The sequence below is a fragment of the Sphingobacterium litopenaei genome, assembly GCF_014692495.1.
Classification (GTDB): domain Bacteria; phylum Bacteroidota; class Bacteroidia; order Sphingobacteriales; family Sphingobacteriaceae; genus Sphingobacterium; species Sphingobacterium litopenaei.
The window spans coordinates 1-20830 of record NZ_JACOIJ010000028.1; the positions used below are offsets into that span (position 1 = coordinate 1).

The window sequence follows — 20830 nt, forward strand, 5'->3', positions numbered from 1 at the left end:
TTTACCGCCGGCTTCCTTCAGATTCCCCCTCGCGAAGGACAACCTTGCCTTAAGTTAACGTTTCCCACTATCAAGGCACGTTCGGGACTTACACCCTAGAGTTCACGCCCATGCCGGGCGCACATAAAAAAAAGCTCATCAGAAAACTGATGAGCCTTTAGCATATAGTAAAATAAAAATATTATCCTTCGATACTTGGTACGTTAACCACTTCGTTAGTATCGGCTTCGTAATTTACTTCTGGGAAGTTAAAACCAAATAAATTGAAGAAATCATTACGGTATCCTGCGATATCTGAAATTTCTTCTAAGTTTTCAGTCGTTGCTTGTTCCCACAATTTAGCTACTTCAGCTTGTATGTCTTCACGCATTTCCAAATCGTCAACACGAATACGTCCCTTTTCATCCAAAGCTACTTGACCATCTGCAGTGTACAAACGCTCAGCAAATAAACGTTGTATTTGTTCAATAGTACCTTCGTGGATACCCTTTTCTTTCATAACTTTATACAATAAGGAAATGTACAATGGAACTACTGGAATAGCTGATGATGACTGCGTAACCAAAGCTTTATTTACGGATACGTAAGAGATACCATTCACGTCTTTCAAAATATCGTTGATTACTGGTACTGTACCTTCTAAATCGTCTTTTGCACGACCAATAGTACCGTTACGATAGATTGGGTAAGTCAATTCAGGGCCAATATACGAGTACGCTACAGTTTTCACACCGTCAGCTAATACACCCGCAGCTTTCAATTCTTCGATCCAGAATTTCCAATCTTCACCACCCATTACCGCAACTGTATTCGCGATATCTTCGTCAGATTCTACTGGGTTGATTGAAATATCAGAAACTACACCTGAGTGAAAATCTACCGTTTTATCGGTAAAAGGCTGACCAATAGGCTTCAATACCGAAGCATGAGCCACACCAGTCTTAGGATGCGTACGACGTGGAGATGCTAATGAATACACCACTAAATCTACTTGACCTAAATCTTGTTTTATCAATTCAATAGTTTTAGCTTTCACCTCATCAGAGAAAGCATCACCATTGATACTTTTTGCATAAAGACCTGCAGCATGTGCTTCATTTTCAAAAGCTGCAGAATTGTACCAACCTGCTGTACCTGGTTTACCTGGAGCAGCTGGTTTTTCGAAGAAAACACCTATAGTTGCTGCGTCAGAACCAAAAGCCGCTGAAATACGTGATGCTAGACCAAAACCTGTAGAAGCTCCAATAACTAGGACTTTCTTAGGACCGTTAGCAATTTTTCCCTTTGATTTTACATACTCGATTTGGTTTTTGATATGTTGAGCTGTACCTTCTGGATGCGAAGTCAAACATATAAAACCTCTTACACGTGGTTGAATAATCATATTATATTGTTGTAAGGTTATTTACAATTTTATTAAGCTACAAATTAACGGAATTTTTGGGGGATATTGCTATTTAAAATTCAATACTACTTTAAAATTAAATACATTAATTTAATAGAAAGTTACTACTTTAGATTTAAGAATTGAATTATTATAAAAACCTAAATATGGACGAGATAGAAGAATTTGAATTTCCTACTTTACTAACCAGAATACAATCCAGTGTGATTGACTTTGGCGTAATTTTAATCATTATTTTTGTGTTTTCTCAACTCAGTGATTCTATAAACTTTCCCGATTGGATACGAGGTTTTGCTTTACTATTTGTTTTCATTTTATATGAGCCAACTTTACAAACTTTAGGAGGTACAATTGGAAATAGAATTAAAGGAATTAATGTCCGAAAAAATCAAGATGTCGAAAGAAAAATTAATTTTTTCCAAGCGCTGATTCGTTTTATAGTGAAGGTACTCTTGGGATGGGTTTCCTTTTTGACGATTCACAACGATTATAGAAAAAGAGCCATTCATGATTTAGTAGCAGGTACGGTAATGTTGCCATCAAAAAAATAATTTAAAATAAGAAAGAGAGGTTAACCTCTCTTTCTTATTTTAAATGTGCTCTCAGCATCCAAGCTGTCTTCTCATGTTCTTCCATAATGCCGACTAAAAAATCTTCCGTACCTGCGTCTCCATGCTTTTCAACAGTTTCAATATTTTCACGAATTGAAATTATAATACTTTCATAATCGTTCAATAGTGCTTTAATATAACTTTGGCTATCATTTTTCGCTGGTTTATCTTCCGAAAGCTGCGTCAAATCCAAAAATTCCTTTAATGATCCAACGGCATAATGTCCAATAGCACGAACACGTTCTGCTATCTCATCAATGGTTTCTGCCAAAGCATCATAAATAGTTTCGAAAAATAAATGCTGTGCATGAAAATCTGGACCTTCAATATTCCAGTGCGCATTTCTTGCTTTCACATATAATACATTGTGATCAGCTAATAATTTATTTAAAATCTCTGCAACAGCAGCAGTATCTTTCTCCTTAATTCCAATATTTGTTTTCATTGTGTGTATGTTAAGTCGTTATATTTTGTTTCTGTGATGTGGTTAATATTTACTTGCTTCAGTTAATTTTTGAATATCTTCTTCAGCTAATTTAAGCTGCAAGGCGTCTACAAAAGCAACAATATGTTCAGATTTGGTAGCGCTAGCGATAGGTGCCGTAATAGAAGGTTGAGCCAAAAGCCAAGCTAAAGCTACTGCCGAAGGCGAGACATTATATTTTTCTGCAATTTCTTTTTGCGTCTGTACGATTTGTCGACCTCGCTCATTCCAATATTTATCTTTAATACCTTTCCCACGAGAGGTTTTAGCAAAATCTTCTTCCAATTGATATTTTCCACTCAAAAAACCACTCGCTAATGAATAATAAGGAATCACAGCAATTTGTTTTTCTAAAGCTAATTTCTGGTAAAGATTTTCAAATTTTGCTCGATCAAATAAGTTATATTCAGGCTGTAAAGAAATATATTTTGGTAAATTCTTGTCCTCAGCGATATCCAAACTTTCAACCAATCTTTCGGGACCGATATTCGAAGCCCCAATATAACGTACTTTTCCTTCTTTGATTAGATCTTCGTATGCACGTAAGGTTTCTTCAATAGGCGTTACCTCGTCATCATAATGCGTTTGGTACAAATCGATATAATCCGTTTTCAAACGGCGCAACGATTCCTCCACTTGCTCCTTGATATAAGCACCTCTTACATTAGGTTTAGATTCATAACCAAATCGACCTCCTACTTTGGTCATCAAAATAACCTGATCTCTCCTTCCTCGCTGTATCAACCAATTCCCAATAATGGTTTCGGATTCACCACCTTTGTTCCCCTCAACCCAATGCGAATAATTATTCGAGGTATCAATTGCGTTAAAACCTTTGTCCACAAAATCATCCAGAATCTGAAAAGATTTCGGTTCATCTAAAGTCCAACCAAAGACATTTCCGCCAAAAATCAAAGGTGTTATTTGTATATCTGATTGCCCAAACGGTATAGTTTCTATTGTCATAAGTAGTGCTTTTACAGCTCTAAATTAGCGATAAAACCCCGTTTTTGGGGAATATGGTAAGACATAAAATTGTCATTTTGAAATGCTAATTTATATAGCGCAGCTACAGATTTTTCTTAGTAATTTTGCAGTTTATCAAGCAAGAATAATGGCATCCAACATTCCGTTTTTACATTCCTTTCAACACGATATTTCAACCTTAGCGAAACCTGAAAAATTCACTTTCCCTTTTTGTTACGAACCGCATCCTTTCAGTGTTTTAGCTGCAGAACATGTTCAACACTATTTATCAATACAAAAAGATTTTGAACACAATTTCGGTTTGCAAGAAGGCCAAGAAGGTCTTGTGATTGGGAAAATGTTTGGAGTCTTGGTGGTAGAAGACAATAAAGGTAATTTAGGTTATTTAGCAGCTTGTTCTGGAAAATTAGCCAGTACGAACCAACATCGTTATTTCATCCCTCCCATTTTTGACATGCTAGATCCAGAAGGATTTTTCTTGAATGAAGAAGCAACTATTAATACTTTAAATCGTGAGATTGAACTTTTAGAGAAGAATCCAAAAATCCAAGCGTTAAAAGAACAAATAGAAGTTTGCAAAAAGGAGACTGAACAAGAATTGGCGGAAGCTAGAGCGTTGAACAAAAAAAATAAAGCAGAACGTAAAGCTATTCGAACGGCGCAAAAAGAAATTCTTTCACCTGAAGACTACCAAGAGGTCGAACAAGATTTGATCAAACAAAGTTATCGTGACCAACACGAGTACGATGTGTTAAAATCAAACTGCAAAAGTAGGCTAGCTATTCTAGAAGACGAATTAAATGTATTGTTGCAAGAAATTGAGGACAAAAAAGAATTGCGCAGAACTAAATCTTCCACTTTGCAAAATCAACTCTTCGATCAGTATCATTTCTTGAATGCAAAGGGCGAAAAACGTGCTGTTTTGGACATTTTCCAAGAAGCTATTCAAATGCTACCGCCAGCAGGTGCTGGTGAATGCGCTGCTCCGAAATTATTGCAGTATGCCTATTTACATGATTTGAAACCTATTTGTATGGCTGAATTTTGGTGGGGAGCTTCTCCTGCTTCGGAAGTACGCAAACATCAATACTTCTACCCTTCTTGCCGGGGCAAATGTGAACCGATTTTAGGGCATATGTTGCAGGGTCTGGAAGTTGATCCCAATCCCATGCTGGAAAATCCTGCAGCTGAAGTGGATATAGAAGTAATTTATGAAGACGAAGACATTATTGTGGTGAACAAGCCAGCGGAGTTTCTTTCTGTACCGGGAATCAATGTGCAGGATAGTGTGCAAACGCGCATTCTAGCCAGAAATCCAGAAATCACTGGGCCAGTGATTATTCACCGCTTAGATATGTCTACATCGGGCATTTTGGTGATTGCGAAAAATAAAGATGCGCATCAATTTATACAAGATCAATTCATTCGCCATACTGTTGAAAAACGTTACACCGCTCTTTTGGATGGGATAATCAATTCCCAAGATGGAATTATTGATTTGCCTTTGCGTGTAGATTTGGAAGATAGACCACGACAAGTGGTTTGTTATGAATATGGCAAACCTGCTCAAACGAAATATAAAGTCGTAGCGACAGAAAATGGTAGAACCCGAATACATTACTATCCTCTAACAGGGAGAACACATCAATTGCGTGTCCATTCGGCTCACGTCAAAGGTTTGAATACTCCCATTGTGGGTGATGATTTGTATGGAAAACGAGCGTATAGATTGCATTTGCATGCTGGATATATTCAATTTATCCATCCAAAAACGAAACAGGAAGTCACATTTACCGTCGCTGATCCGTTTTAATTTATAGGATTTATTGTTAAATTGGTTAACAATAATTATAAACTAAAAATGGACATCCTCAAACAAGTCTACCAACATCCACTCTTTGAAGCATCAGATTTTGAGTTGATTGCACAAGCACATCAAAAAATCACAGCTCATAAAGGAGAATTATTACTCTCTAAAGGAAAGATTCAAGACGAATATTACATCATCGAATCTGGCTTGGTGCGTGCCTATTTGTACGATTATGAAGGCAATGAAATCACGACGGATTTTAAAGGAAATAATGAGGTCGTGATCGATGTAGCTTCTATATTTCCGCGTGTTCCTTCGCAAGAATATATTCAATGTTTGACGGATTGTAGTTTATACAAGATTAGTTATGACGATTTTCAAGAACTGTTTCACAAAATACCTGCTATGCGCGAATGGGGTCGCGCTTGGATGTCCTATGAGTTGTATTTGAGCAAAAAAAGAGCGACAGAAATCATTACGGAACCCGCATCAAAACGATATTTGCAATTAATCCAGGAAAAGCCGCAAATCATCCAGCAGGCGCCATTGAAACATATCGCAACTTACTTGGGTATTACGGATACTTCATTAAGTCGTATTCGCAAAGAAGTGGCTTATTTATAAATTTTGAATGAATTTAATAGAAGACAAAACCTTTCAGAAAATAGACTTTCAAGCAGAAAGCATTGAAATTGCCGAATACGAATATTGCCGATTTGAACACTGCAATTTTGAAACGACGGTATTAAATGGAATCAAATTTATAGACTGTGAGTTTGTGCATTGTAACCTGAGTTTAGCCAAGATAGAAAATACCATGTTTCAAGATTGTAAATTCACCCATTGTAAGGTTTTGGGCTTACTTTTCCCTACAACAAATCTATTTAACATCGGTTTTAGTTTTACAGAATCCATTTTGGATCACTGTTCTTTCGCAGGTTTGAAATTGAACAAGACCAAATTCATATCCTGTAGGATGCACGAAGTAGATTTTGAAAGCACCGAACTCAAAGAAGCTATTTTTGAAAATTGTGACCTCCAACGCGTAAACTTTTATCGTTCGGTATTGGAAAAAGCCGATTTTACTACAGCCTACAATTTTCAGATTGATCCCGAAGATAACCGAATCGCCGGAGCTAAATTTGACCTACAAAGTTTGCCTGCATTATTGACCAAATACAAATTGCGTATCCAGTCGTGAGAATTTTACTTTATTTACTGTTTATTTGCACGATGACAAATCGCAACTCCACTCCTACTCAAACTCAATCCCCAGAAGAAGATAGAGTACAAACCGCCATTACTGAGAAAGGTAGTTTAATCTTAGAAAATCTTCAGAATTATCAATTAGATAGTACGGATTTGAACATATTATTCGTTGCGTACAAAGAGTTGGATAGATTGGATTTATTTGCAAAATCTACCAGCCAAGAAAATTACAGACTCATTCAGCAATACCCGATCTGTGCGCGTTCTGGAAAATTAGGTCCTAAAAAAGCCGAAGGCGACAAGCAAGTTCCAGAAGGATTCTACACCATCAACCGCTTCAATCCCAAAAGCAAATTTTACTTATCCTTGGGATTAAATTACCCCAATGCATTTGAGTTAGCACATAATTATACGGGGTCGGATATTTTTATTCATGGCAAATGTGAAACTGTAGGCTGTCTCCCTATGACAGATGATTTGATGAAAGAAATTTATCTCTACGCCCTGTGGGCAAAAGATTCAGGACAACAAAATATTCCTGTTTATATCTTTCCGTTTGAAATGACTGAGGAAAATATGCTGATTTACAAACCACAAGTAGATGACGATACTTTCTCTTTTTGGCAAAATATTCAACAAGGTTATCTTTTATTTCAAGAATCCAATAAAGAAGTAACTTTTGAGGTAATTGACAGGAAATATCAGTTTACGTATTAACTTCTCTTTTCATGTCTTTTAGATTCCTCCTATCGTCGGAATGACGAGGCTAAATTACGTCATATCGACCATCGGAGATATCTAATCGATTACGAATTACAATGATACTTTGTAAATACATTCTTTCGAACATTGCGTCGTCCGTAAGAAATCTTTTGTGGCTTCTTACTTCTTATCTTAACTGGCTTTATTAGGTTTAGCAGGAATGGAAATCGCTCTTTTTATTACTTCATCACCAAAACGATTACGCATCGCGTCCATAGCTTGATACAAACGAACAGCTTCTTCGGTATCTTCGAAAAGATTAATCTGCTGCGAGCCTTGCACCAAGTGACTGAAACGTACACCTATCAAGCGAACCAGCATCCGTTTCTCGTATAATTTGGCAAAAAGTTCTTTCGCTTTTCGAATCAATACCGCATCCGAAGCTGTGTACGAAATCACCATTTGCTTACTCACGGTATCAAAATTGGAATACCGTAACTTCACTGTAATACATCCCGTCAACTTTCCACTTTGACGCAACTGAAAAGCCAACTTTTCAGTCATTCGGATAATCTCACTATTCAAAAATTTCAAATCAATCGTATCCTGCTGAAAAGTTTCTTCAGTACCTATACTTTTCTGTTCGGAATACGGAACTATAGGCGTAGGATCAATACCATTCGCTTTGCGCGATAAATCTATTCCATTCTTGCCCAACAAATTTTGCATCATCGGAACTGGAATTTCGCTCAATACCTTAATAGTACGAACCCCCATTTGCTGTAGCAGTGCGGAAGTCTTCTGCCCTATACCTGGCATACGGTCAATATGCAATGGCGCTAAATAGGATTTCTCCAAGCCATGTGCTATCTCTTTTCGACCATCGGGCTTTGCATCATCCGTCGCTACCTTACTGACCAATTTATTGGAAGCCAAAGCGTAGCTAATCGGAAGTCCTGACTCTTTGCGAATACGCTCTTTGAGTTCAACCATAAATTGGCTACAGCCAAAAAAGCGATCTACCCCCGTCAAATCCACATAAAACTCGTCAATACTTGCCTTTTCCATAACAGGAACAGTGTCCGCGACCACATCCGTTACCAAACGCGAATAATAACTATAACTGTCCGAATCACCTCGCACGACTATCGCATGCGGACATAAACGTAGAGCTAATTTCATTGGCATTGCACTATGAACACCAAATTTTCGAGTCTCATAACTACATGCTGCCACCACGCCACGATCACTCAAACCTCCTACAATAAGAGGTTTACCCACAAATTGACTATTCTTTAATCGCTCTACACTGACGAAAAAAGTATCCAAATCCAAATGTGCTACAAACCGTTTTGTATCCTGCCAATCCATGTTATCACCAAAAAACTAGACATCAAAAATACTAAAATTTTTAGTAAAAAATTATTCTATTATATATTTCTCCTACATATTCGCTAATCAGGGATAATTTCCCATCAGTTGGAAAAAAACAGAAAAGATTAATTATATTTAGATATATTAAAAGCCAAACCTCCAATCACCTTACAGTGAGAAATAGTACTGCATGGCACAAGAACATACACACAATGAAGAAGTAGCAGAACAATTATGCGGAACGCAAAATTGTAAAGTAAATAATCATGCGGAGAAGGCGATTAATGGCCATAATCATGCACATGATCACGGAGAACATGATCATGACCATAGTAATATGAGTGGCAATATAGGAATGTTATTTTTACCTTCTAGCGTATCATTTATTTTATTAATCATCGCCATACTCTTGGACAATTGGTGGCCGCAAGATTGGTTTTCGGGGGCTATACGCTTTATTTGGTACCTCATCGCTTATGGAATAGTCGGATTTCCTGTTATCAAAGATGCTTTTGTAAGCATACGTAAGGGAGATATATTTTCCGAATTTTTACTCATGACCATTGCTACTGTAGGAGCTTTTGCTATCAAAGAATATCCAGAAGCTGTAGCTGTGATGCTTTTCTATTCAGTAGGGGAAGTTTTCCAATCGATGGCGGTATCTCGCGCTAAAAAGAATATAAAATCATTATTGGATCAACGTCCTGATGAAGTCACCATCCTTCAAAATGGACTACCAAAGACTATACCTGCCACAAAAGCTACCATTGGGGATACCATTCAACTTAAACCAGGAGAAAAATTAGGATTGGACGGCGAATTAATTTCTGATACCGCTACATTCAATACTGCTGCACTTACAGGTGAAAGCAAACCTGACTCAAAACAACAAGGTGAGCAAGTGCTGGCTGGAATGATAAACCTCAATACGGTAGCTCAAGTACGTGTCACCACATCGTATGAAGATAGCAAACTGAGCAAAATATTGGAAATGGTCCAAAATGCTTCATCGCAGAAAGCACCTACAGAACTTTTTATTCGCAAGTTTGCTAAAGTATATACTCCAATTGTAGTCGTATTAGCCCTTTGTATCTGTTTAGTTCCCGCAATAATAGTAGAGGACTATGTTTTTAATCAATGGTTATACAGAGCATTAATTTTCTTGGTTATCTCCTGTCCTTGTGCATTGGTAATTTCTATTCCGCTAGGGTATTTTGGAGGAATAGGTGCTGCTAGCAAAAACGGAATTTTGTTCAAAGGGTCAAATTACCTAGATACACTCGCAAATATCCAACATATTGTGATGGATAAAACAGGTACAATGACCGAAGGTGTTTTTCAGGTACAAGAAATCAATTTTCAGCCAGAAGTAGAAAAAGAATACATGCTTTCCATTGTCAACGCTGTAGAAAGCCAAAGTACGCACCCCATCGCTACCGCCATTCAGGAGTATGTCGGCAAAGTAGATTATACTATTAAACTGGAAAATACAGAAGAGATTCCCGGACACGGACTATGTTCCGTCGTAGACGGCAAAGAGGTTCTAGTAGGAAATTTTAAGCTTTTAGATAAATACAATATTAGCTACAACACCAATCCAGCAGAAATTGTTTACACGACTTTGGCTGTGGCGTTTGATAAAAAATATGTAGGCTATATCACGATTGCAGATACCATTAAAGAAGATGCAGCAAATACGATACAACAATTAAACAAACTCGGGGTTAAGACCACCATGCTTAGTGGTGATAAGGAAACTGTTGTTCAACATGTAGCAGACCAATTGGGAATAAAACAGTCTTATGGGAATTTGTTGCCCGAGGATAAGGTCAATAAAGTAAAAGAAATAAAAGCATTAAATCAAAAAGTAGCCTTTGTAGGAGACGGCGTCAATGATGCTCCCGTAGTAGCCTTAAGCGATGTGGGAATTGCAATGGGTGGCCTAGGTTCGGATGCTACTATAGAAACAGCAGATGTCGTAATCCAAGACGACAAACCTTCTAAATTACCTTTAGCAATTCGAATAGGAAAAAAAACAAAAACTATTGTGTGGCAAAATATAACACTAGCTTTTGTGGTGAAAGCCGCTGTTTTAATTTTAGGAGCAGGAGGATTGGCTACGATGTGGGAAGCGGTGTTTGCGGACGTTGGTGTTTCGTTAATTGCGATTTTAAATGCTATTAGAATTCAAAAAGACTTCATAACCAAAACTATATAATGCCTTTGAAAAAATATTAGCATTTTTCACAACATGTGGAAGCGCCTTAAAATCAGACTAACAGAATAAAAGCAATCTTTTCAGATTGCTTTTATTTTATTTCCTTCTTCGGAAAACCTGAATTAAAAACTTTGTCCCATATAGCTGAACTTACACCAAATCCCTTTTCTGGATCCGAATAATGATGCAGCATATGGTGATCCTTTATTTTCTTAAATATGCCAGATTTGAAATTTGCATGATGCATTGCATAGTGACATTCGTCATAGATTAGATACCCAAACAAAAATCCAGCGAAGAAAGCTGCTAAAGTGAACTCTCCAAAAAAAGCATAGAATATAAAATAAATAATCGTAGCCATCGGAATACTAGCAGACAAAGGCATTACCAAACGTAAACGATCTTTAGGGTAATCATGGTGTACGCCATGAAAAATAAAATGGATACGTTGTCCCCAAGCACTCTTTGGATGAAAATGAAACACCCAACGGTGTAATACATATTCAGCTAAAGTCCAAAACGCCAATCCGAATAGAAAATAACCGAAAACTGTGCTTGTACTCATCTCTCCTACTACATATGCCTTACGAATAAAATAAATAATAACAGGGATCCAAAAAATAAGAGGAACAGAATAATGTACTTTTGTCAATGACTCTAAAAAGTCATTTTTAAACATCCGCGTACTTTCGGTAGAATTTGATACGTAATTTCTCTTGGCCATAACACAATAATCATTTTAGAATTGAGTGGTAGTAAAGGAAGAAAACCTTTTCTATCTATTGCCACAAAATTAATACCTAAATATTTTCAGCAAAAATGGTAATCGTCATTTTTACGTACTTTTTGACTAAAAGAAAAATTTAGTCAAATTTAATCTCATTTTATTATAAGCCGCATTTGATAGAAATTTGTAATTTTACCAAATTCAAAAACTTGAATCCGTATAACAATCAAATAATAAAACATAGATGATTGACGAAACGATTAACCCAGAAGATAACAGTCAAGATCATAATTCATCGCCTGAAAACGAACATGCCAGCAATACAATTCCCTTATCGGGACTGTATGAGAATTGGTTTTTGGATTATGCTTCATATGTAATTTTGGATCGTGCAGTACCACATATAAATGATGGTTTTAAGCCTGTACAACGTAGAATTTTGCACTCTTTCAAAGAGAAAGATGATGGAAGATTCAACAAAATTGCCAACGTAGTAGGTCATACCATGCAGTACCATCCGCACGGGGACGCTTCTATTGGAGAGGCTATCGTGCAGTTGGGACAAAAAAACTTATTGATTGATTGTCAAGGTAACTGGGGTGATCCTGTAACAGGTGATTCGGCTGCTGCTTCGCGTTATATTGAGGGACGTTTGTCCAAATTTGCCAATGATGTCGTGTTTAATCCAGATACTACAGAATGGCAACTAAGCTATGACGGTCGTAACAAAGAACCTATTACTTTACCTGTAAAGTTTCCTTTATTATTAGCTCAGGGAGCTGAAGGTATCGCTGTGGGCTTGGCAACGAAGATTATGCCGCACAATTTCATCGAATTAATTGATGGATCTATTCAAGTATTGAAAGGTGAACGCCCAAACTTATATCCGGACTTCCCAACAGGTGGATATGCGGATATTTCAAATTATAACGAAGGTCAACGTGGTGGTAAAATTCGTGTACGAGCTAAAATCGAAGAACGAGACAAAAAGACTTTAGCTATCACTGAAATTCCTTTCGGAACGACAACGGGTAGTTTGATTGAAAGCATTGTCTCAGCAAATGACAAAGGCAAAATCAAAATCAAAAAGATTGAAGATAATACAGCGAAAGATGTAGAAATCATGATTCATTTGGCACCGGGTATTTCGCCAGATGTAACTATTGATGCATTATATGCCTTCACTTCTTGTGAATCTTCTATCTCTCCTAATACTTGTGTGATCAAAGATGACAAACCACACTTTATGAGTGTGAACGACATCTTAATTGAAAACACTTTACAAACTAAAGAACTTCTGAAACGCGAATTAGAAATTCGTCTTAACGAACTTCAAGAAAAAATATTCTTCAATTCCCTGCTTAAGATTTTCATTCAAGAAGGTATGTACAAACATCCGGATTATGAAAATGCAGGTAATTTTGAGACCGTTGTAGAAGTGTTGAATAGATTATTCACTCCTTTCTTCGATCAATTCTACCGAGAAATCCTTCCAGAAGATTACAAAAAGCTAATCGATAAGCCGATGAGTAGCATCACACGTTTTGATGTAAAAAAAGCGGACGAGCAAATGAAGGCTTTGAGTGATGAGATCAAGGAAGTAAAGAAAAACTTGAAGCATCTTACAGAATACGCGATTGAATGGTTTGAATATTTACGTTCGAAATATGCCAAAGGTCGTGAGCGTAAAACTGAATTGCGCGTATTTGACAAAGTAGAAGCTACACAAGTAGCTTTAGCCAATGCTAAATTATACGTGAACCGTGCAGAAGGATTTATCGGCACGGCAATGAAGAAAGATGAATTTGTTACGGATTGTTCGGACATAGATGATATCATTGTCTTCCGTGAGGACGGCAAATACAGCGTGGTCAAAGTACAGGATAAAGTCTTTGTCGGAAAAGATATTATTCACGTTGCTGTTTTCAAAAAAGGTGACGAGCGTACGATTTATAATGCGATCTATCGTGACGGCACGCAAGGAAATACGTACGTAAAACGTTTCGCAGTGACAGCAGTTACACGTGAAAAAGAATATGACGTAACCAAAGAAACTAAAGGTTCAAAAATACTTTATTTCACCGCGAATCCAAATGGTGAAGCCGAAGTGGTTAATGTACAATTGAAACCGCATACGAAATTACGTAAACTTACTTTTGATTTAGATTTTGCAGAAATCGCTATCAAAGGGAAAGGCTCCATGGGTAACTTGGTTTCCAAATACCCTGTAAAGAAAATCACCTTCAAGAGCGCGGGTGTATCGACACTTGCTGGACGCAAAATTTGGTACGATGATGTACTGAAAAGATTAAATGCTGATGAACGCGGCAAATTCTTAGGTGAATTTGATGGGGAAGACAAGATTTTGATGATTTTCAAAGATGGATCATACGAGCTTTCTAATTTCGATTTGAGTAATCACTTCGATGAAAAGATGATTCGTATCGAGAAATTCTATCCTGATCACGTCTATACCGCCGTACATCAAGATGGAAAATCTGGCGCTTATTATGTAAAACGTTTTGTATTTGATGAGATTCCGTTAGGCAAACGTGTATCTATCATTAATGAAGAACCAGGTTCAAAATTGATTTTATTGACAAATAATTTGAATCCAGTTGTTAAAATCAAACAGCTAAAAGGAAAATCTCAAGTAGAAGAAACTATCGAACAGCCGCTAAATGAGTTGATCGATATCAAAAAGATAAAAGCACAAGGAAATCGTCTTTCTTTCCATAATGTACAGACTGTAAAAGCACTGACCGAAGAAATCGATTTGGCTAATCCACCAAAAGAGGAAGAGAAAAAGTCAGAAGACGCAGCACAAGAAAATACCGATTCTGTACCCTTGGAAATTACTAATCCTGATGATATTCAGATTAGTGATGATGGACAGATAGGATTATTTTAATAAAATAACAAATAAGGCTCGCGCTAGCGAGCCTTATTTGTTACTATTTCAATGTCTTTAAATATTTTGTCAATTTCGGCGCAATAACTGCAGAACAAAATGGATTTTCTGGATTACGATTGAAGTAATTTATATGATAATCCTCTGCCGGCCAAAAAGCAGAAGCCTCTTCTACCGCTGTAACAATTGGATCATCAAAAACTTTAGCTGCTTCCAACCCTTGTATAAATTTCTCTGTCTGTTCTTTCTGTTCTTCACTGTGATAAAAAACTACAGATCGGTATTGTGTTCCTACATCTTCTCCTTGACGGTTTAACGTTGTAGGATCATGCGTTTTAAAGAATACCGCTAATAAATCCTCAAAAGAAACTTTTGATTCATCAAAATCCAAATGAACTACTTCTACATGTCCTGTAGCTCCGGAACAAACTTGTTCATACGTGGGTTTTTTTCTTTTTCCACCCATATAGCCAGGTAAAACAGAATTAACCCCTTCGGTATTCAAAAAGATTATTTCGGTACACCAAAAACAGCCTCCGCCAAATGTTGCTTTCATATATTTTTTACATTATTTATCACTAAACAAACGAAAAACGCAAAAACATTTAATAATTTAAACATATTATTGCCATTTTTTGCATTTTTTTACGTTATTTTATAGCACACAATTATTTATGATGAAAAACAAATTTGTTTATTTCTGTTTACCAATAGCTGTATATTTTGGAAGCTTCAATAATGCGAATGCTCAAGTTGATTCAACAATATACAAGTCAATCGTTAAAACACTAGACTCCGCAAAACCAAAATACGCTCCCGATAAGAGGACTAAATTATTAGAATTGGTAAAAGCAGATGTTAAGAATAATATCTATACGATCCAAACTACGGAAAACGAGGTTGTTTCATTCTTAAATAAAGAACTACAAAATTCCAATGCGAACATACAATACAGACTTTTACCGGATAGTACTGTAGGGCAGAAAAAACATGGAGTAATCATTCTTTCTGTTGCCAATTTACGCACAAAGCCTGGGCATGACGAAGAAATGGCTACCCAAACTTTATTAGGAACTCAGGTTGATATTTTACAGAAAGATAAAGGAGAATTCCGTGTACGCACGCCCGAAGGCTACATTGCTTGGGTACCTACGGCTTCTGTAGCTCAAATGGATGAATCCGAAATAAAAAGCTGGAAAGAATCTCCAAAAGTGATCTACACCAATGAATTTGGTAAATCTTATTCTGAAGCTAATACAAAAAGCTTACGTGTATCTGATTTAGTTTATGGTAATATTTTGTCTTTATTAAGCGCGGATAAGAAATTTTACAAAGTTAAATATCCTGATGGAAGAATAGCTTTTATCCAAAAAGAAGAAGCTACTACTTTTGATAAATGGTTAGAAACACGTCAACTGACCGCAGAAAATGTATTAAATAGCGCTAAATCCATGTTAGGTCTTCCTTATTTATGGGGAGGAACTTCTGTAAAAGGTGTAGATTGTAGTGGATTTACCAAAACAGCTTTTTATATGAATGGCTATGTCATTCCTCGCGATGCTTCACAACAAGTTTTAGCAGGCGAGAAAATCGAAATACTGGGAGCAGATGGAAATTTTGACCCTACTATTGCCTTAAAAAACCTGAAACCTGCTGATTTGCTTTTCTTTGCTGGTGGCAAAAATTCTAATCCAAACGCACGTGTTACGCACGTAGCAATGTATATAGGTAATGGTGAATTCATACATTCGGCAGGAAGAGTTCGTATCAATTCTATGTTGAAAGAAGCAAGCAATTATGATGACTTCCAAACACGAACAGTGGTGGCAGCTAGAAGATATATAGGAGCTTCAGACCCGCAAATTCAACCTATTAAAGAAAACAAATCATATACAAAATAACTAAAAGAATGAGCAGTTGGGAAACAAAAAAAATGGGACGTTTTACATTACGTTTTAGGCCATTTACTTTAGAGATGCGTCATGTATTCACTGTTGCATCTTTTAGCCGCACGACTACACCTGTTGTATTGACCGAATTAGAATACGATGGGATTGTAGGATATGGAGAGGCTAGTATGCCTCCTTATTTAGGTGAATCTCAAGAGAGTGTGACTAAATTTTTGAGTCAGATTGATCTATCGCATTTTGATTCGCCATTCCAAACTGCGGAAATCTTAACATATATAGACCAAATTGCAGAAAAAAATACTGCAGCAAAAGCGGCTGTAGATATTGCGCTTCATGATTTATTAGGAAAAATCATGAATCAGCCTTTTTACAAAATTTGGGGCTTAAATCCTGACCTTATCCCGCCTACTTCTTATACTATTGGTATTGATACCGAAGAAATGATCCGCAAGAAAGTAGAAGAAGCTGAGCAATTCAAAATTCTGAAAGTAAAATTGGGATTGGACACCGACAAAATGATTATTGATACTATTCGTTCGGTAACAGATGTTCCTTTGTGCGCGGATGTAAATCAAGGCTGGAAAAATAAAGAAGAAGCGCTGGAAATGGCGCATTGGTTGCACGAAAGAAATGTAGTGTTCTTGGAGCAACCTATGCCAAAAGAAATGATTGATGAGAATGCGTGGTTAACAGCACAATCTCCTATCCCAACTATTGCTGATGAAGGCTGTCAGCGATTAGTCGATGTTCCTAAACTTCAAGGTGTGTATACTGGTATTAACATCAAATTGATGAAGTGTACAGGTATGCGCGAAGCTAAACAAATGGCAGAGCTCGCACGCTCATTAGACATGAAAGTAATGTTGGGCTGTATGACCGAAACATCATGTGCGATCTCAGCAGCAGCACAATTAGCACCTCTTGTGGATTGGGCGGATTTAGATGGTGCATTATTGATTGGTAACGACATTTACGATGGAATGACTGTTCAAGAAGGAAAATGCATTCTTCCAGATAGACCAGGAATTGGAATTTTAAAAAAATAAAAATAAGTATACCAAGCTAGCCGTAGTTTGGTATTCTTATTTAATCTACCTTATTAATTAACGATTCTTAAAATAATTAGATTCTTAAACTTTTATTCAAGGAATTAAGAGATTTTTTGACTAAAAATCATAATAAATTATATTTCACTGAATAAATAAAAAATAATTTATAAAAACTAGGTTTAATTATATATATTTATTTATAACTCTATTACCAAAATTATGAATAAACATCTACTCACATCCCTGTGCGTAATGGCTTGTGGTTTACAAGTCGTGAATGCACAACAAATCCCTATAGCGGGAAAAATCACAGACCAAATTGGTACTCCATTATCAGGCGTCACAATTAGTATCAAAGGCACTAATGTTGCCGTTACTTCTAATGCTAATGGTCTTTTTTCTTTAAATGCAGATCAAAATGCAACATTATTTATCTCTTCCGTAGGTTACGTATCTCAGGAAATCAATGTTGCAGGTCGCAAAACGATTAACGTTTCCCTGATATCTTCTGATAAAGAGTTAGACGAGGTGATCGTTGTAGCTTACGGTACAGCTAAGAAAAGTACTTTTACAGGATCAGCAAGTACGGTTCTTGCAGATGAAATCAAAGATGTACCGACGACTTCATTTGAAGATGCTTTACGTGGTAAAGTAGCTGGTATGAGTGTAACATCAACCTCTGGTCAAGCAGGGTCTACTTCATCGATTCGTATTCGTGGTATTGGATCTATGAATGCTTCGAATGAACCATTATACGTGATTGATGGTGTACCTGTTGTTTCTGGACAAGTATCTCAAATGTCTGGTTATACGTATAATACGAATAACGTCATGAGCACCTTGAATCCGAATGACATTGAATCCATCACTGTATTAAAAGATGCAGCCGCATCTTCATTATATGGTTCTCGTGCAGCTAATGGTGTTGTGATTATTACTACCAAAAAAGGTAAAACAGGTGCTGCTAAAATTAACTTTAAAAGTTCATTAGCGTTAAGTCCTACTTGGGCAACGGATAATTATAAGCCAGCGAGCGTTCAGGAACAAGTTAATATACTATACAGTCTTCTTTACGATTCTCGTATCGCAGCAGGACGTACGCCAGAACAAGCCAACGAACAGACTTTAATGCGTCTTAATTCGAGAAACTGGACTCCAGGTGCTTCTTATGGAAATCCTGTAACCTCATACGGTTTTGGTATACATGGCTACGAATTTTCAACAAACGGTACCTCCATGTTCGAAAATGTATCTATTAAAGGCAAAACGGATGGTGTGGAGAATAGAGATGGTAAATATTTTGATTGGAATGATGTATTATTCCGGACAGGAAAATACAATGTGAATGACCTTTCAATAAGTGGAGCAACAGAAACCACTAACTATTTTTCATCACTAGGTTATACTTCCGATAAAGGTAGATCAGTGTTAAATGATTACGACAGATTCAATGGCCGTGTTAACTTAACACAAAAAATTGGATCATTACTTGAATTTGGTGCGAATGTATCCTTAGCAAAAACTGATTTATCAGGTGTCAACGATACTAGAAATACCAGTACGAACTATTTGTACCAAGCAAGTAACTTATTATGGCCTTTATATTGGCCAACGGACTATAAGACCGGTAATACGTGGACAGCAAGATATACAAGTTTTGCACAGAACGTACCTTATTATAACAACGAGTGGGAAAACTTAAGTGGTACACGCAGAATATCTGCAACTCCATCATTGTTGTTGAAAGTTCTTCCTGAATTATCAGTGAAGACTATTTTCTCTTTTGATGAGACGAATTCTAAAGACCATCTATATTATAGTGCAAACCATTATACAGGTCAATCTGACAAAGGTATAGTACATGATATGGTCACTAATTTTCAAAAACTAGTTTCTTCTACTACAGCGAATTATAACAAGACTTTCAACGGTCAGCATAATTTTGGTTTATTAGTAGGTTTTGAGGCAGAAAAAAATAATACAGATTTTGTACGTGCTACAGGTCGTGATTTACCAAACTCTACGTTACACACTGTAGCGACAGCGGGTAAGTTAGAATCGCAAGCTTACAGTTGGGGAAATACAATTATGTCGGCATTATCACGTGCTGAATATAATTTTGATGAAAAATACTTCCTTTCTGCATCATACAGAAGAGATGGTTCATCTAAGCTGGGACCAGATGTGAGATGGGGTAATTTTTGGTCTGTTGGCGGTGCTTGGAATTTAGCCAAAGAAAATTTCATCTCTAATATTCCTGAAATTAATGCACTTCGTTTAAGAGCTTCTTATGGTATTAATGGTACCCTACCTTCAGATAATAATGCTTGGCGACCATTAATTACTTACGGAAGTAAGTATATGGAAAATGCAGGTGGTAGTTTAGCGAATTCACCAAATCCAAATCTGACTTGGGAAACGAATTACAATACTACTGTAGCATTAGAGTTTGGGCTATTCAGCAATAAGTTATTTGGTACTTTAGAATACTTCAACAGAGATTCAAAAGATCTAATCCAAAATGTTCCACAATCTACGGTTACTGGATTTAGTTCTACGGTTCAGAACATCGGTGAAATCAACAATAAAGGAGTTGAAATTTCATTAGGTTCAGATATCATCAAATCACAAGACTGGAATTGGACAATTAATATTAATGCAGCTAGTACAAATTCAAAAGTTGTGAAATTAAATAGCCCAGAGCCTATCGTTTGGTCTGACCCAACAGGAGGCGACGGCAGAGCAACGTACATCTACCAAGAAGGGGAATCTTATTTGTCATTCTATGGTTTAGAATGGGCTGGTACAGATCAAACTAACGGTAAAAATGTGTGGTATGTTAATGATGAAAATAATCCTGATGGAGATTTCTTATTCAATGGAAAAGGTGCAACATACACCTACACAAAAGCAAATCGCGTAATCATTGGTAGTGGTATTCCTAAATTTTATGGAGGTATTAACTCAACTTTAGATTACAAAAACTTATCATTGGGCTTAAACTTTAATTATAAAATCGGCGGTAAATTGTACGATTCTGCAAACAAAGATGTAGCGGATGATGGATATTACTGGGAACGTATACACTCTCAAATCTTTGCAGACGAAACATGGACTCCAGATAATCCAACAAGACCATTACCAATGGTATCTGGACGTGACTTGGAAGACGTTAACCAAAGAAGTAGTAGACACCTATATGATGCGAGCTTCCTTCGTTTAAAGAATATTTCGTTAGCATATAATATCCCTACGTCTTTATTAAAATCAGCTAAGGTTAGTAACGCTAGAATCTACTTTAACGGAACAAACTTGCTTACGTTTAGTAAATTCAAGAATGCAGATCCAGAAGTAAACCAATACAGTACTAGAGGTTGGGAAACTCCACTTTCTAAGATTTACACTTTTGGTATTGATTTTAGTTTTTAATATT

Annotated in this window: 16 protein-coding genes; 10 read left to right on the forward strand and 6 right to left on the reverse strand. The window is 36.7% G+C overall.

The window, feature by feature from the left end:
- Positions 1–181 precede the first annotated feature (181 nt).
- Positions 182–1384 carry an enoyl-ACP reductase FabV gene (gene fabV / locus H8B04_RS12960; protein ID WP_190302616.1) on the reverse strand — a complete coding sequence of 401 codons (1203 nt, stop codon included), beginning with the start codon at positions 1382–1384 and terminating at the stop codon, positions 182–184.
- A gap of 167 nt (positions 1385–1551) precedes the next feature.
- Between fabV and H8B04_RS12965 the strand changes: the two genes are divergently transcribed.
- Positions 1552–1956, forward strand: a complete 405-nt coding sequence (locus H8B04_RS12965) for an RDD family protein (RefSeq protein ID WP_165291391.1) — start codon at positions 1552–1554, stop codon at positions 1954–1956.
- 34 nt (positions 1957–1990) lie between these two features.
- Here the strand turns inward: H8B04_RS12965 and H8B04_RS12970 are convergent, their stop codons facing one another.
- Positions 1991–2461, reverse strand: coding sequence for a Dps family protein (locus H8B04_RS12970; RefSeq protein ID WP_165291390.1), 471 nt, complete (start codon positions 2459–2461; stop codon positions 1991–1993).
- A gap of 42 nt (positions 2462–2503) precedes the next feature.
- Entirely contained in the window at positions 2504–3466 is a 963-nt protein-coding gene (locus H8B04_RS12975; protein ID WP_165291389.1) for an aldo/keto reductase, read from the reverse strand.
- A gap of 148 nt (positions 3467–3614) precedes the next feature.
- Between H8B04_RS12975 and H8B04_RS12980 the strand changes: the two genes are divergently transcribed.
- Genes H8B04_RS12980 through H8B04_RS12995 form a run of 4 tightly spaced genes read left to right on the forward strand, consistent with a single transcriptional unit; the run spans position 3615 to position 7223 of the window.
- Positions 3615–5300 carry an RluA family pseudouridine synthase gene (locus H8B04_RS12980; protein ID WP_165291388.1) on the forward strand — a complete coding sequence of 562 codons (1686 nt, stop codon included), beginning with the start codon at positions 3615–3617 and terminating at the stop codon, positions 5298–5300.
- Between the two features lie 48 nt (positions 5301–5348).
- On the forward strand, positions 5349–5921 hold the full coding sequence (locus tag H8B04_RS12985; protein WP_165291387.1) for a Crp/Fnr family transcriptional regulator: 573 nt from the start codon (positions 5349–5351) through the stop codon (positions 5919–5921).
- 7 nt (positions 5922–5928) lie between these two features.
- Complete coding sequence (locus H8B04_RS12990) at positions 5929–6498, forward strand: pentapeptide repeat-containing protein (protein ID WP_190302617.1); 570 nt, start codon at positions 5929–5931, stop codon at positions 6496–6498.
- A 32-nt stretch (positions 6499–6530) separates the two neighbouring features.
- Positions 6531–7223: a L,D-transpeptidase family protein gene (locus tag H8B04_RS12995; RefSeq protein WP_190302618.1), complete on the forward strand. Its 693-nt coding sequence runs from the start codon at positions 6531–6533 to the stop codon at positions 7221–7223.
- A gap of 177 nt (positions 7224–7400) precedes the next feature.
- Here the strand turns inward: H8B04_RS12995 and dinB are convergent, their stop codons facing one another.
- Complete coding sequence (gene dinB / locus H8B04_RS13000; protein ID WP_190302619.1) at positions 7401–8579, reverse strand: DNA polymerase IV; 1179 nt, start codon at positions 8577–8579, stop codon at positions 7401–7403.
- A gap of 193 nt (positions 8580–8772) precedes the next feature.
- On the opposite strand from dinB, the gene H8B04_RS13005 reads away from it, so the two are divergent.
- Positions 8773–10800 (forward strand): heavy metal translocating P-type ATPase, encoded by a 2028-nt coding sequence (locus H8B04_RS13005; RefSeq protein ID WP_190302620.1) that lies wholly within the window; start codon positions 8773–8775, stop codon positions 10798–10800.
- Positions 10801–10891: 91 nt separating this feature from the next.
- Here the strand turns inward: H8B04_RS13005 and H8B04_RS13010 are convergent, their stop codons facing one another.
- On the reverse strand, positions 10892–11524 hold the full coding sequence (locus H8B04_RS13010; protein ID WP_223815424.1) for a sterol desaturase family protein: 633 nt from the start codon (positions 11522–11524) through the stop codon (positions 10892–10894).
- Positions 11525–11771: 247 nt separating this feature from the next.
- Here H8B04_RS13010 and H8B04_RS13015 point away from each other — a divergent pair, with 247 nt between their 5' ends.
- Positions 11772–14438: a DNA gyrase/topoisomerase IV subunit A gene (locus H8B04_RS13015; RefSeq protein ID WP_190302621.1), complete on the forward strand. Its 2667-nt coding sequence runs from the start codon at positions 11772–11774 to the stop codon at positions 14436–14438.
- 43 nt (positions 14439–14481) lie between these two features.
- On the opposite strand, the gene msrA is transcribed toward H8B04_RS13015, so the two are convergent.
- Positions 14482–14994 carry a peptide-methionine (S)-S-oxide reductase MsrA gene (msrA, locus tag H8B04_RS13020; protein WP_190302622.1) on the reverse strand — a complete coding sequence of 171 codons (513 nt, stop codon included), beginning with the start codon at positions 14992–14994 and terminating at the stop codon, positions 14482–14484.
- 118 nt (positions 14995–15112) lie between these two features.
- Here msrA and H8B04_RS13025 point away from each other — a divergent pair, with 118 nt between their 5' ends.
- The 3 genes from H8B04_RS13025 to H8B04_RS13035 all read left to right on the forward strand — a co-directional run bounded on the left by H8B04_RS13025 (position 15113) and on the right by H8B04_RS13035 (position 20826).
- The gene (locus tag H8B04_RS13025) at positions 15113–16339 is read left to right on the forward strand and encodes a C40 family peptidase (protein ID WP_223815425.1); all 1227 of its coding nucleotides are present in this window, start codon (positions 15113–15115) and stop codon (positions 16337–16339) included.
- An 8-nt stretch (positions 16340–16347) separates the two neighbouring features.
- Positions 16348–17394, forward strand: coding sequence for a dipeptide epimerase (locus H8B04_RS13030; RefSeq protein ID WP_190302623.1), 1047 nt, complete (start codon positions 16348–16350; stop codon positions 17392–17394).
- A 222-nt stretch (positions 17395–17616) separates the two neighbouring features.
- Positions 17617–20826 (forward strand): SusC/RagA family TonB-linked outer membrane protein, encoded by a 3210-nt coding sequence (locus tag H8B04_RS13035; protein ID WP_190302624.1) that lies wholly within the window; start codon positions 17617–17619, stop codon positions 20824–20826.
- Positions 20827–20830: the final 4 nt, after the last annotated feature.

What these genes read in the sequence shown, in the direction of transcription:
- H8B04_RS13025 (WP_223815425.1), top strand. Translation starts at nt 15,113, where the DNA reads ATGATGAAAAACAAATTTGTTTATTTCTGTTTACCAATAGCTGTATAT.
- H8B04_RS12990 (WP_190302617.1), top strand. Translation starts at nt 5,929, where the DNA reads ATGAATTTAATAGAAGACAAAACCTTTCAGAAAATAGACTTTCAAGCA.
- dinB (WP_190302619.1), bottom strand. Translation starts at nt 8,579, where the DNA reads ATGGATTGGCAGGATACAAAACGGTTTGTAGCACATTTGGATTTGGAT.
- H8B04_RS12985 (WP_165291387.1), top strand. Translation starts at nt 5,349, where the DNA reads ATGGACATCCTCAAACAAGTCTACCAACATCCACTCTTTGAAGCATCA.
- H8B04_RS12995 (WP_190302618.1), top strand. Translation starts at nt 6,531, where the DNA reads ATGACAAATCGCAACTCCACTCCTACTCAAACTCAATCCCCAGAAGAA.
- H8B04_RS13010 (WP_223815424.1), bottom strand. Translation starts at nt 11,524, where the DNA reads ATGGCCAAGAGAAATTACGTATCAAATTCTACCGAAAGTACGCGGATG.
- H8B04_RS12970 (WP_165291390.1), bottom strand. Translation starts at nt 2,461, where the DNA reads ATGAAAACAAATATTGGAATTAAGGAGAAAGATACTGCTGCTGTTGCA.
- H8B04_RS13005 (WP_190302620.1), top strand. Translation starts at nt 8,773, where the DNA reads ATGGCACAAGAACATACACACAATGAAGAAGTAGCAGAACAATTATGC.
- msrA (WP_190302622.1), bottom strand. Translation starts at nt 14,994, where the DNA reads ATGAAAGCAACATTTGGCGGAGGCTGTTTTTGGTGTACCGAAATAATC.
- H8B04_RS13030 (WP_190302623.1), top strand. Translation starts at nt 16,348, where the DNA reads ATGAGCAGTTGGGAAACAAAAAAAATGGGACGTTTTACATTACGTTTT.
- H8B04_RS13015 (WP_190302621.1), top strand. Translation starts at nt 11,772, where the DNA reads ATGATTGACGAAACGATTAACCCAGAAGATAACAGTCAAGATCATAAT.
- H8B04_RS12975 (WP_165291389.1), bottom strand. Translation starts at nt 3,466, where the DNA reads ATGACAATAGAAACTATACCGTTTGGGCAATCAGATATACAAATAACA.
- fabV (WP_190302616.1), bottom strand. Translation starts at nt 1,384, where the DNA reads ATGATTATTCAACCACGTGTAAGAGGTTTTATATGTTTGACTTCGCAT.
- H8B04_RS13035 (WP_190302624.1), top strand. Translation starts at nt 17,617, where the DNA reads ATGAATAAACATCTACTCACATCCCTGTGCGTAATGGCTTGTGGTTTA.
- H8B04_RS12965 (WP_165291391.1), top strand. Translation starts at nt 1,552, where the DNA reads ATGGACGAGATAGAAGAATTTGAATTTCCTACTTTACTAACCAGAATA.
- H8B04_RS12980 (WP_165291388.1), top strand. Translation starts at nt 3,615, where the DNA reads ATGGCATCCAACATTCCGTTTTTACATTCCTTTCAACACGATATTTCA.